General features: G+C 66.2%; 11 protein-coding genes. 6 read left to right on the top strand and 5 right to left on the bottom strand.

Features of this window, described 5'->3' with window-relative positions:
* The gene (locus tag ACW2Q0_RS02390; protein ID WP_457185566.1) at positions 1 to 786 is read left to right on the top strand and encodes a site-2 protease family protein; all 786 of its coding nucleotides are present in this window, start codon (positions 1 to 3) and stop codon (positions 784 to 786) included.
* A 200-nt stretch (positions 787 to 986) separates the two neighbouring features.
* On the opposite strand, the gene ACW2Q0_RS02385 is transcribed toward ACW2Q0_RS02390, so the two are convergent.
* Positions 987 to 2090 (bottom strand): FUSC family protein, encoded by a 1104-nt coding sequence (locus tag ACW2Q0_RS02385; protein WP_457186095.1) that lies wholly within the window; start codon positions 2088 to 2090, stop codon positions 987 to 989.
* Between the two features lie 99 nt (positions 2091 to 2189).
* Positions 2190 to 2639, bottom strand: a complete 450-nt coding sequence (locus tag ACW2Q0_RS02380) for a DUF3151 domain-containing protein (RefSeq protein ID WP_457185564.1) — start codon at positions 2637 to 2639, stop codon at positions 2190 to 2192.
* Between the two features lie 1872 nt (positions 2640 to 4511).
* Here ACW2Q0_RS02380 and ACW2Q0_RS02375 point away from each other — a divergent pair.
* Entirely contained in the window at positions 4512 to 5630 is a 1119-nt protein-coding gene (locus tag ACW2Q0_RS02375; RefSeq protein ID WP_457185562.1) for an Rv0361 family membrane protein, read from the top strand.
* Positions 5631 to 5748: 118 nt separating this feature from the next.
* Positions 5749 to 6819 (top strand): fused (3R)-hydroxyacyl-ACP dehydratase subunits HadA/HadB, encoded by a 1071-nt coding sequence (locus tag ACW2Q0_RS02370; protein WP_457185560.1) that lies wholly within the window; start codon positions 5749 to 5751, stop codon positions 6817 to 6819.
* A 10-nt stretch (positions 6820 to 6829) separates the two neighbouring features.
* Here the strand turns inward: ACW2Q0_RS02370 and ACW2Q0_RS02365 are convergent, their stop codons facing one another.
* Positions 6830 to 8287, bottom strand: coding sequence for a DUF4185 domain-containing protein (locus tag ACW2Q0_RS02365; RefSeq protein ID WP_457185558.1), 1458 nt, complete (start codon positions 8285 to 8287; stop codon positions 6830 to 6832).
* Positions 8288 to 8551: 264 nt separating this feature from the next.
* Between ACW2Q0_RS02365 and ACW2Q0_RS02360 the strand changes: the two genes are divergently transcribed.
* Positions 8552 to 8875: an excalibur calcium-binding domain-containing protein gene (locus ACW2Q0_RS02360; protein ID WP_457185556.1), complete on the top strand. Its 324-nt coding sequence runs from the start codon at positions 8552 to 8554 to the stop codon at positions 8873 to 8875.
* A 4-nt stretch (positions 8876 to 8879) separates the two neighbouring features.
* On the opposite strand, the gene ACW2Q0_RS02355 is transcribed toward ACW2Q0_RS02360, so the two are convergent.
* Together ACW2Q0_RS02355 and fbaA are read right to left on the bottom strand one after the other, a co-directional pair.
* On the bottom strand, positions 8880 to 9998 hold the full coding sequence (locus tag ACW2Q0_RS02355) for a BTAD domain-containing putative transcriptional regulator (protein ID WP_457185554.1): 1119 nt from the start codon (positions 9996 to 9998) through the stop codon (positions 8880 to 8882).
* Between the two features lie 169 nt (positions 9999 to 10167).
* On the bottom strand, positions 10168 to 11202 hold the full coding sequence (gene fbaA, locus ACW2Q0_RS02350; protein ID WP_457186093.1) for a class II fructose-bisphosphate aldolase: 1035 nt from the start codon (positions 11200 to 11202) through the stop codon (positions 10168 to 10170).
* A 323-nt stretch (positions 11203 to 11525) separates the two neighbouring features.
* Here fbaA and ACW2Q0_RS02345 point away from each other — a divergent pair, with 323 nt between their 5' ends.
* Positions 11526 to 12194, top strand: a complete 669-nt coding sequence (locus ACW2Q0_RS02345) for a DedA family protein (RefSeq protein ID WP_457186091.1) — start codon at positions 11526 to 11528, stop codon at positions 12192 to 12194.
* A gap of 19 nt (positions 12195 to 12213) precedes the next feature.
* Positions 12214 to 12897, top strand: coding sequence for a DedA family protein (locus ACW2Q0_RS02340; protein WP_457186089.1), 684 nt, complete (start codon positions 12214 to 12216; stop codon positions 12895 to 12897).

The raw sequence follows: 12897 nt of genomic DNA, 5'->3' as shown, positions 1-12897 counted from the left end.
ATGCGTTTTCCGAGAGACAGCCGCCCCGGACTGGGTGTTTCGCGGCGACCGAGCCCGATATTCCTGCTGGTGATCGCGATCGCGGTGGCCGGTGGCGTGCTCGCATGGGATGCCGATGTGCAGTCGACGCGGGCGAAGGTCGGTGTATTCCTGCTCGTCGTATTCGGCTGGATCGTCACGCTGTGTCTGCACGAATTCGCGCATGCGTATACCGCGTGGCGGGCGGGCGATCGTGAGGTGGAGTTACGGGGCTATCTCACGCTGAATCCGCTGAAATACAGCCATCCGCTGCTGTCGATCGTGTTGCCGATGGTATTCATCGCGCTCGGTGGCATCGGCTTGCCGGGCGGTGCGGTGTACGTGCACACGCACAATGTCGGCGCGCGCATGCAGCGGATCATCAGCGGTGCCGGACCCTCGGTGAATGCGGTCTGCGCGGTGCTGTTGTTGGTGGTCGTGCGGTACTTCGGCAGCGACACTTCGCACCGCGCGTTCTGGTACGGCCTGAGCTTTCTGGCGTTTCTGCAAATCACCGCAACGCTTTTGAATATCCTGCCGCTGCCCGGGTTGGACGGGTACGGCGTGGTCGAGCCGTCGCTGAGCTATCAGACCCGGCGGGCGCTCGATCAGTTCAAGCCGTTCGGCATGCTGAGCCTGTTCGCGCTGCTGTTCACACCGTCGATCAACAAGGTGTTCTTCGACGCGGTGTACTCGCTGTACGGGTTATCCGGGGTGGATGCGAACTGGTCGCGCTACGGCAGCTGGCTGACGCGGTTCTGGGCCTAGCCGATCTGCCGGTCGCAGTCGGGGCGAAGCGTCCCCAACCGCGCTACCCCTCGAAACCGGGGTTGCCTCTCGAGGCTGTGACCGCTCGCGGGAACGAACACGAGTAGCGGACTACGTGAAGATCACGAACCGGGTGCCGGAGGCCGCGTTTGCTGACCCGCACCGCCGAGAAATGTCCGAAATCCGCTGAATAGTGCGACTCATACCGCCGGCGGCACATGCGGATTCGGGACCGTCGGAGGCAGCAGAGCCATCGCCGAGATGCGCTGCATACCGCAGACCTGCATGAGATCGACCAGCATGGAGCGCATCTGGGCGAAGACCACGTGGGCCGAAAGTCCCGCGCCCACAACGAGTTCCGGTCGCGCACCCTTGGCGACACCGCGCAGCACCCGGGCAGCCTCGGCCTGATCCGGCTGCTGGCCCGGATCGGCGAGCATCATCCGGCGCACCACCTCGACGGCCTGGGCCAGGCGTTCCAGTTCCTCGATCATTCGCAGATCGAGGATTTCGTCGTCCTGGACCAGCGTGAGCGAACGACGCAGCAGCACCCTCGTATTGCGGACGGCATTGTCGAGCGGGTCGGCGGTGGCGCGAATGCGGTCGAGGCGCTGGCGCGAATTCCAATAGAGCGGGGAGATCCGGCTGATCTCGCGGCCGCCCTCCAGGCTGGAGCGCAGTCCGTCGATATGGGGCTGAGTCGCACGGGCCGCGGTCAGGGAGGTGCGGATTTTCTCCATATCCTGTTCGAGGAGACCGTCGGCGCAGTCGTGCAGCGATTTCGCCATCACCGCAAGCACTTCCGCGGCTTGCTCGCGGGCCCGGCGCACCGGATGCAGCGGTATGGATGCGACCACCACAACGCCGACCAATCCGCCGACGAGTGCGTCGATCATGCGCGAGAAGCCACCGCCCGCCGACGGCGGCAGCAGCGTCGCGACCAGGACCGCCGAACCGGCGGCCTGCATGGTGATGATCGAGCCACCGTCCAGGAATACCGCGAGCGCCATGGCCACCGCGACGACCAGGGCGATCTGCCAGACGCCGGTGCCCGCGCGGGTGATGAACAGATCGCCGATGCCGATTCCGACCGCGACACCGACGACCAATTCCACCGACCTGCGCAGCCGGGCGCCGAACGAAATACCGATCGAGACCACGGCAGCGGTCGGTGCGAAAAACGGCACCGAATGCCCGACTATCTTGTGCGCGATCAACCAGGCCAGCGCCGCGCCGATCGCGCACTGCAGAATCGGCAGCGCGGACAGCCGCAATCGCGCCCATGAACCGCGCAGCTTCTCCATGCTGCTGGTGCGGGCAATGCCAATCGGGGAGTTCGGATCGAACCCACCCGTCGCCCGACCACCACCCTTCATCGAATCGCTACGCGGTGCTGCGGTCACTCAGTCGAGGCCCAACTCACCCGCGGCGCGTGGGTCGCAGTCTTCCAGCAGGTCGAGGCAGCGTGCGTATTCCTCGGTCTCGCCGACCGCTCTGGCCGCCCTGGCCAATGCGGCCACACTGCGTAGGAAGCCGCGATTGGGTTCGTGGCTCCACGGCACCGGCCCGAAACCCTTCCAGCCATTGCGCCGCAGCAGGTCCAGGCCACGGTGGTAGCCGGTGCGCGCGAACGCGTATGCGGCGACGATGTCGTGGTTGACCACCTGTGTATCGCCCTCGGCCCCGCCGCGCTCCAACGCGGCCTCCGCGAGGTATGCCCAGCCGATCGAAGCCGCCGGATGCGCGGCCGCGACCTGCACCGGATCGGCTTTGTTCAGCAGCGCCTCCTCCGCATCGGAGTCTTCGGGTAGGAGTACCGGTTGCGGTCCGAGCAAGTCACCGAACGAGGTCATGCGGTTCATTGTGCACTGCACGCGGATACCGCGCCGACACGGCGTTCCCGTAGCTAGTGCCCCGGCCCGGCTCGCCCGCCCGCCGTCATCGAGCCGAACGAGGCGGAGCACAGCGCAGGGGAATCCTCACAGTTGACCGCATTGCTGGCTAGGCTGGCCGTCGAGTTCAACTGTTCCGCCTGAGCGAGGGGTTAATTGGTGTCCGACCCGAACGACGAGAAGAGCCCGGCACAAAATCCCGGCCGCCCCGCCGAAGCGGGCGACCCGCGCCCCGCCGCGCCCACGGACCGGACACCCACATCGCCCCCCAACCCTCCCGAACCGGGTAAGTCCCCCGAGTCGGGCGCGCCCGCGCGACCTGGCCCCGCCGCAAGCTCCGGTACCGCTTCGGACCCCGATGCCGATGCGACGCTACGGATCCCCGCCTCATCCGGTCCCAACGCGCCCACCCGCCGTGGCCCAGCCGCAGGCTCCAGCACACCTTCGCGACCGGGCACCTCCTCGGGACCTGCTGCTGCGGGGGGTGACGCAGGCTCGGTCGCCGCGACCCGACCGGCGTCCGCCTCGTCGAACCCGAACGTATCGTCCGGGTCGAACACGCCGCCGGGCTCCGGAAAAGCCGCGCAAGCGCGCGGGGCAGCCGCTCCGACTCGGCCGATTCCGGCACCATCGAAGCCGATGCGGTCGTCGACCAGCGCCGGGCAACCGGGCGGGTCGGGTGTATCGACCGGTGATATCGCCGCACTCGGCAAGTCCGCCTCCCCCGGCCAGTCGGGCCGAGCAGCCGATACACCGTCATCGGCACCGGCCCCGAGCAGCGCAGCCCAGCGAAATCGCGGCACCGCCTCGCCTGTTCCCACGCCGGGCAACCCAGCCGAGCCGGGCGACGCGGCTCCACGAAATAGCGGCACATCCCAATCTGCTCCCGACCCCGGTAACGCAACCAGGCCAGGCGGCGCAACCGGACCGGGCGGCACAGGACAACGCGACAGCAGCGCGACCTCGCCCGCTCCCGCGCCAAGCGGTGCAGCCAAGCCGGGCAGCACAATTGCACCGGGCAGCGGTGGCCAACAAGATGGCGGGGCAACCTCGTCTGCGCCCGCGCCGAGCGGCCCAACCAGGCCTGGCAACGCCGGGCAACGCGATAGCGGCGCAGCCACGCCCACAGCGAGCGGCGGTGACAAGCCCGGCAACGCAACCACGCCGGGCAACGTAGCGCAGCGCAATGGCGGCGCGGCCTCGCCTGCTTCCACGACGGGCGGCGTAACCGAGCCAGGCAAGGCGACTGCGCCTGGCAGCGCTGACGAGCGAGGTAGTGGCTCGACCTCGCCTGCTCCTGGCGCGACAGCCAACAAGAGCAATGCAAGCGCGTCGGGGGGTGCTGACCGGCGGGGAGGTGACGCAGCCACGTCGGCGCCGGGGCCCGCGAAACCGGGCGCGGCGGCAGGGGCGCGGTCCGGAGGTTCCGCGGAGATCTCACGTAGAGACGTCGAGAGCAAAGACAAGTCGGACCCAGTGAAGGCGCCGGGTACTGCGACTGCGGGTAATGCGACGACCGCTACTGGGTCCCCATCCGGCGGAGCGGCCGATATTGCGTCCGGGTCGAATGCACCGACCGCCGTGATCAAACGGGAAGGTCCCGCCGCCAACTCTTCCGGTGGTGCGGCGAAGTCCGCCCCGGCTACTGGGGCCGATGGAGCTGCCACCGCGGCTGCTGCTGCGGGTGGCGCTACCGCAGCCGGAGGGGCCGCCGAAGGATCCGGCGCCCCGGCCAAAGCGGTAGGCGACAAATCCGCACCCACGGCAGGGGCGGGCGCGCCAACAGGTGCCGAATCGACGGAAGCTACACCATCGTCCGAAGGCGCTGTCCCGGTGGCAGGTGGCGCTTCCGGCTCCACAGCGGAAACCGTTGTGATAAAGCGGGATTCGGGTGCGGCCAAGGCAGCGGCGCCAGCCGAGGACAGCGCCGAAGTCGACGCTGGCGCTGGTGCGGATGCGGCGACGATGGTGATGCGGCGGGTCGATCCGAAGGCCGAGTCGACGGGCGGCAAGGGGTCGACTGTCGCTGCGAAGCAGCCGGATGAGACGGATTTGGCGGGCGCGGACGACAAGACCGTCGCCATGCCGGTGGTTTCGAAGCTGGATGCCGAGCAGACCGTCGCATTGCCGATTCAGAGGCCGGTCGACAAGGACGCCACGCACCGGATGCGGACCGATGCCGGGACCAAGCCCGGTACCGACCGGGTTGTCCCGCCCGCGGCGCGGCCCGGGCCGCTCACCAAGCCGCCGAGCACGCCACGCCCGGCCGCCGGTCCGAAACAGGCTGGCGCGCAAGGGCCTTCGCCGAGTGGGCCGGCAGTGGAGGAGACCGCGCCGTCGGCACCGCGTGGGCCCGGCCGACCGCGCCAGGTCGCGTCGGCCCCGTCACCTGCCGATTCGCAGAAGACTCGCCCCGCCCAGTCGGTCACTGGGTCGCCACAGTCGATGGCCCAGCCGCAGCGATACACGCCGCCGCCGCAACAACCGGAGGCCGCCGAGGCACCGGCCAGACCCTCGAAGCGCTGGCTGTTGCTCGGGGCGGCCGCGGCGGCGCTCGTCGCGGTTATCGGGCTCGCCGTCGTGCTCGTCGGGAACCGGGGCGACAACTCCCCGGAGGCCAAGGTGCGCGCCACGATCACCGATTACACCCAGGCTTTGAAATCCGGTGATCTCGCGGCACTGCGCAATACCACCTGCGGTCAGCTGCACGACTTCTATCAGGGCATTCCGGCGGACCAGTTCGCGAGCGTGCACCAGCTGTCGACGGATCGGAAGAACATTCCGGTGGTGGCGAGCGTCGACACGATCAAGATCACCGATAAGAAGGCGATCGCGCAGGCCACTGTGTACACCGACACGGATCCGACGAAACGCTCAGCGCGGACCTTCGATCTCGAGCAGACCGCCGATGGCTGGAAGGTCTGCGACCCGCCGAGCGCCGGTAAATCCTGACCGAAAGGGTGGCACCGAGTCCCGGAAGGACATATCCAAAACGTGAGCGCTCCAGCCGGTCGCGAACGTCACACTTACCTGGTCATTGGACCGATTCGCCAGTAGCATGGCCCGGATCATGGTCAGGGAGCAGACAATCGAAAAACCGGATGTCGAAGTGGTCGAGCAAACAGCCACGGCGGCGCGACGCCGGTTCCGGGTGCGCGAAGACTATTCGGTCGGCCGGGAGAAAGTGCGCGAATTCGCTCGTGCGACGCAGAGTCGGCACAGCGCGCACTACTCCGAACCCGATGCGCGCGAGCTCGGCTACGACGGCATCGTCGCACCGCCGACATTCGCGTCGGTCGTCGGCAGCAATGGGACCAGGGCCTTGCTGGATTCGGTACTCACCGAATACGACCTGTCCCAGATCCTGCAGACCGACCAGGTCCTCGAGCTGACTCGCCCGATCGTGGCGGGCGACCGACTCAGCACCGAGATCGTGATCGACTCGATCCGCCAGTTCGGCGAGAACGATTTCATCCTGGTGACGTTTTCGCTGATCAACCAACACGGCGAAATCGTGCAATCGGGTTCGACCACCATCGTGGCGCGCCGCGGTGTCGAGGTGGATCCGAATATCGCGGCCGAGGTCGAGAACATCATGATGCACACGCGTCCGGTCAGCGTCGGCGATATCACGGTGCCGGATCGCGGCCCGCTGGTCGCGGTGCCCGCGGATGCCCCGGCCGCCGGCCGGCCCGCGGTGCGCAGCGCATCCGTGCGCTCCCGCCCGGACTTCGACCGACTCTCCGTCGGCGATCAGCTCCCGACCGAGATCGCCCAGGTGACGCGCGGTGATCTGGCCAACTACGCGGGAGTTTCCGGCGACCCCAACCCGATTCATTTCAGCGAACGCGCGGCCCAGCTGGCCGGATTGCCGACCGTGGTGGCGCACGGCATGCTGACCATGAGTCTGGCCGGTGACTATCTGACCTGCTGGCTCGGTGATCCGACGGCCATCGAGAAGTTCAGTGTGCGGTTCGCCGGATTCGTTCCGGTGACCACCGAAGCGCCGAGCGTCGTCGAATTCAGCGGGAAGATCAAATCGCTCGATCCGCGCAATCGGACCGCGACCATTCTGCTCGCGGGTAGTTCGGAGGGCCGCAAACTCTTCGGCCGGGCCATCGCGCAGGTTCGCTTCGCCTGACGGCGCAACCTCATTCGATGGTCGCGTGCATCAGATAGACGTTGTAGTCGCTCCAGGTCGAAATATTGAAGTACAGGTCCGAGCCCGAGGACCAGGGGTGGATGAATCCCCCGTAGAGCTCCGGATACTCGCGCACCGTCACCGTCGGTGTGCTATCCGACCACACCCCTTGCGGGGAATCCGATTCGCGCACGACCAGCGCCGCCTTCGCGGTGTCCAAATAGCTCATCTGCCATACGTTTCGGGAGGTGTCGAAGCGCACCGACAACTCACCGACGGGCGCGTCGACGACCGTGCTCGCGGAACCGAATCCGCCTACCGGAGTCCAGTTTCCGTCCCGCCAGTACTGATAGGCGGTGGGGTTGAGGAGCTGATCCTTCGGTACTCGCGCGAGTCCGACCGAGCCGAGCCGGGTATTGGGCGTGCCGAACATGTACACGTAGTCGCCCTGCGGAACCATCGCGCTCACTTGGAAATTCGCGAGTCCGAAGATATTGTCCCAGCGCGCGTAGGGATCCTTGGTCCAGGTCTGACCGTGATCATCGGAATAGGCGATGCCGCCGTAATTGGTGAAGAATGTGCCCGGCATGCTGGTCCAGGTGCGAATCGACATATAGCTCAGGTACTGCCGGTCGCCGAGTGCGAATCCGGAGGTCGGAATCGTGGTGACCTCGACATTGTCGAGTTTTCGGCTGGAGAGCACCTCGGCCGCGTGGCAGCGGTCGTCGGTCACCATGCGGTCGTAGGTCATCCCGTCGGTGAGATCGCGATCGGTGCTGAATGCGAGCACATTGCTGCGCCAATCCAGGCCCGCCGCGCCCGGCGGATGGAAACCGCGTCCAACGGTGTCCCCGAAGACGGTCGCGATCTCCCCCGGCGCACTCTCCCACATGATGCCGAGATCGGTGCCGTCCACCTGCCAGCGCTTATCGGTGCGATTGATCGAATTCGCGCCGGTCTGCTTGGCCACCTCGGTGACCGCGCTGATGCGTGGCTTCGGGCGAACCGCGGATACCGGGGCGGGTTCGGTCGGCGGATCGACGCGCGGCGGAGGCGGCGGCACCTCACCGGGATCCGGGCCCGGTCCCGGAATCGCGAAGTGGAAAGGCTTGGGGCTCAGCAGTATTTCCGGAATGCCGAGTTGGTGCAACGGATTCGGGGGCGATGCGGGCGCGTCGGTCAGATCCGGACACGGATTGACGCACGGATCCGATGGCAACTCCATCTGTGTCCGAACCGGCGCGGGTTCGGGCCGATCCGGCGGCAGCACAGTGATAACGGGGTAAGGAATCGGTACGTCGAGAGTCTTCGGCACCAGCCCCTCATGCGTCGCGGGCGGATCCGTCACACACGGACCGGTTCCCGGCCCGTCCGCCTCCGGCGCGGCATCGGCCGGGCGCGCCGCGGACGTCAACGCCCCAGCCGCACATACGATCGCGCCGAATACCGCCAGCCACCGCCGAGTCATCCGCAACCCCTCGATATCTCGCGCACAATGGACACCCGTCTCCCGGCCACCACGCGGCATCGAAGCTCGACGCGATGCCGTACACCAGCGCCCGACCCTACCTGTTCCGCCCTGATTGCCCACGTAATGACCAACCGAGCCACTGATGTGCCGCCCAGACATCCCGAATCAACAGGACACTCCCACTCCGTTTTCGCAGACCGCATCCCGGCCGCCTGAAAAGCGCACTGACATCGGCGCGGAGGGCGGAGCAGGATGGATGATGTGAAAGCTTCATCGATTTATCGCCGCGCTGTACCCGCGTTCGGTGTCGCCTGTTTGATGGTCGGCGGTATCGCGACCGCGGCCGCCGATTCGTCCACTGACCAATTCGTTTCCGGGCCGGATAGTTCGCTTCCGGTGCCGAGCTATCGGCCGGGGCCGAAGGGGTCGAATGTGCCGCCACCGGAGCAGCCGAAGGAGAAATCGCCCCGGTATTACACCGATTGCGATCAGGTTCGGGCCGAAGGGAAGCTGCCGCTCTATCGTGGGCAACCCGGATACGCGCCGTATCTGGATCCGGACGGGGACGGCATCGCCTGTGACTGAGCGGTTACCGGACGGCCTGGAACACCAGATTCGTTGCGCCGATGCGGATATTGTCGCCGTCGGCGAGCAGCGCACCGCTTTCGATCGGCTCGTCATTGACGTAGACGCCGTTGGCCGAATGTAGATCCTTGATCAGCAGACCGGCCCGGCTCGGCATGATATGCGCGTGGTAGCGGCTGGCCTTCGGATCGTCGAGGACCAGATCGTTATCGGTCATGCGGCCGATTCGCATGCCGCCCTGCGCGATTGTGGTGACCCGACCGTCCGGCATGCGCAGCTGACCGCTGCGAACCGCACGCGGCATCTCGGTAACCGTCTCGGTCATCGCCGCGGCGAGCCGCTCGGTGCGCTTGAGCTCCACGGTGTTCAGCGGTTCCTGCCGCAGCACCCGCTGTTCGAGATCGACCAGGGCCGGGCCCGGATCGATACCGAGTTCATCGGCGAGCACGGTGCGCACCCGACGACACGCGTCCAGCGCATCGGCCTGCCGCCCGGATAGATACAGCGCGGTGATCAGCTGACCCCACAGCGGTTCGCGCAGCGGATGTTCGTTGGTCATCGAGACCAACTCGCCGATCACCGCCGACGCACGCCCACAGGCGATTTCGGCATCGATACGAGCGGATGCGGCCTGCAACCGCTCCTCGTCCATCGCGGTGGCGAAACCGTCGGCGAACTGCAGTCCGGCCAGATCGGCCAGTGCCCGACCGCTCCACTCGCGCAACGCATTTCCGAACAGCTGCGATGCGCCCATATGGTCGCCGACCTCGGCGGCACGCGTGCCCGCATCCCTGGCCGCCTCGAAACGGCCGACATCGCAGGCATCCTCGGAGATCTCGAGTCGATAGCCGGACGACTCGGTGCGCAGCACCAGGGCCGGATCAACACCCGAATTACGCAGTGCCTTACGGATATTCGAGACGAATACCTGCAGGCTGGCGGCGTAGGAATCGGGTGGATCCTCGTTCCAGACCATATCGGCCAGCGCAGCCGAAGCCACCGCGCGCCGACGATTGACGGTCAACGCGGCGAGCAAGGCTCGCGGCTTGGGTCCGCCGACCGCCACCGGTTCACCACCGACCAGCAGTCGCACGGGCCCGAGCACGCGCACATCCAGACTCATGTACTAAAAGCCCCTGTATCCATTTGCGCTGTACGCGGGCGCTGTATCCAATTCGCGACGCTCCCGGCGCCCTCCGTGGTTACGCTCCGCTACCTCCCCCGGGCGCGTCGCCGCGTGGTTACGCAAGCTACCGCCTCCGGGCCTGACGCGTACACCGCCGGGGAAAGGGTCAGGCGCTGATCGAGCGACCCGCGGACTTCAGATCATTGCACGCCTCGACGACACGTGCCGCCATGGCCGATTCGGCCTTCTTGAGGTAGCTGCGGGGATCGTAGGTCTTCTTGTTACCGACCTCGCCGTCGATCTTGAGCACACCGTCGTAATTGCTGAACATATGCGCGGCGACCGGCCGGGTGAACGCGTACTGGGTGTCGGTGTCGACGTTCATCTTCACCACACCGAAGCGCAGCGAATCATCGATCTCCGACTTCAGCGAACCCGAACCCCCGTGGAAGACGAAATCGAACGGCTGCGCATCCGCCGCCAGACCCAGCTTGGCCGCGGCGACCCGCTGGCCCTCGGCCAGCACCTCGGGCTTGAGCACCACATTGCCCGGCTTGTACACGCCATGCACATTGCCGAAGGTCGCTGCGAGCAGGTACCTGCCATTTTCGCCCGAGCCGAGCGCATCGATGGTCTTCTCGAAGTCCTCGGGGGAGGTGTAGAGCTTCTCGTTGATCTCGGCCTCGACACCGTCCTCTTCACCGCCGACGACGCCGATCTCCACCTCGAGGATGATGTTCGCGGCGTTGGTCGCCTTGAGCAACTCCTTGGCGATCTCCAGGTTCTCGTCGATCGGGATCGCCGAGCCGTCCCACATATGCGACTGGAACAGCGGGTTCTTGCCCGCATTCACTCGCTCCTGGGAGATGGCGAGCAGCGGCCGCACGAAGGTGTCCAGCTTGTCCTTGGGGCAGTGGTCGGTGTGCAGCGCGATGGTCACGTCATAGCGCGCGGCGACCACGTGCGCGAATTCGGCCAGCGCGACCGCGCCGACGACCATATCCTTCACACCCTGGCCCGAGCCGAACTCCGCGCCGCCGGTGGAGAACTGGATGATGCCATCGCTGCCCGCGTCGGCGAAGCCCTTGATGGCCGCATTGATGGTTTCCGAGGAGGTGCAGTTGATGGCCGGGAAGGCGAAGGAGTTCGCTTTGGCCCGACCGAGCATCTCGGCGTAGACCTCCGGAGTCGCGATGGGCACTGTGAAGACCTCCGTGTTGTGGGGCAAAAGACAATTCTGTCAGCCAATAGCGTAGGCCAGCGGGCTTTCACCCGATGTGCGGGGACTGCACCGTGCGGCGGGGCGACAATACGATCGGCCGGTCGGACGAAGCGAACTTTTCCCACAGCACGAGGTTTCTCAGTTGGACCCGGTACTGTTGGCCGCGTAATTGCGCTGGCAGCTTCCGATGCGGTGGCAAGCAATGTAGGCCAGCCGTACCCGGGACAGGAGGCCGCGTGATTCTGCTGGCAGCGACCGAATCGGTGACGAGCAACGTCGCATTGACCCAATTACTGGACCCAATGCACCTGCTCACCGAGACATGGCTCGCGAACGCGGTACTCCCCGCGATCCTGGTGATCGTCTTCATCGAGACCGGCCTGCTCTTCCCACTCCTGCCCGGCGATTCGCTGCTGTTCACCGGCGGCCTGCTGTCCGCGACGGACAATCCGCCGGTTTCGATCTGGCTGCTGTTGCCCGCCGTCATGGTGACCGCCTTCGCCGGTGATCAATGCGCGTATTGGATCGGCAGGGCGATCGGGCCCGCGCTGTTCCACAAGGAAGACACCCGGCTGTTCAAGAAGCATTACGTCACCGAGACGCACGCCTTCTTCGAAAAGCACGGTCCGAAGACGATCATCCTGGCCCGTTTCGTGCCGATCGTGCGCACATTCATGCCGGTGCTGGCCGGTGTGTCCAAAATGGACTACCGCAAGTTCGTCACTTTCGACATCGTCGGCGCCGTCCTGTGGGGCGGCGGTGTCACGGTGCTCGGCTACTTCCTCGGCAATATCGAATTCATTCGCAAGAACATCGAGCCGATCTTCCTGCTCATTGTCCTGATTTCGATCCTGCCCGGCATCATCACGGTCGCTAAGAAGGTGCTCAACCGCGGCCGCGAATCAGACACCGACGAGGCCGGTCAGCACGACGCCGCGCTGACCGCCTCGACGAACGAGCCGACCCACTGAGCCGGTGTCCACAGCGCAGTTGCCCCTAGCAGTGGGCAGTTTCGATCCGCTGACCTCGGCGGGGCCCGCGCTCGTCTGGACAGTGGTGCTGACCTTCGTCTTCCTCGAATGCGCGTTGATCATCGGGTTGTTCCTGCCCGGTGATTCGATGCTGATCACGGCGGGCATCGTGATGGCGTCCAACGCCACGGGCGAGGCCCATGTCTGGGCGCTGTCCATCGGTGCGATGCTCGCGGCCATCGCGGGCAACCAGGTCGGATACGTCGTCGGGCACCGCACCGGCCATCACCTGGTGGCCAGGAAAAACGGCCGCTACATCAACACCCGCAACCTGGCGCGCGTCACCGAACTGCTGCAGCGGCACGGTTTCCTCGCGGTGCTCGTTTCGCGCTGGATTCCCTGGGTGCGCACCCTGTGTCCGATGGTCGCGGGCGCGGCGCGGATGGATCACCGCAAGTACACCGTGGCCAGCAGCATCGGCGCCGTCATCTGGGCACCCGTGCTACTGCTCATCGGCTACTACGCGGGCAGTTTCCTGGATCGCGTGCCCTGGCTGATGCCGGGCGTCATCGGCACCCTGGTGGTCGGCCTGATCATCGGAACCGCCGTCGGCATCCGCCACTACCGCCAGGAGATCGCCAAACCCGCCGAAGATTTCGATCTCGAAACCGCACCCACGGCCATGCTGGAACCCGAATGCTGA

This window comes from Nocardia citri (assembly GCF_054065835.1).
Note: the sequence above shows the minus strand (reverse complement) of the source record. Positions and strands in the feature narration are given on the sequence as shown.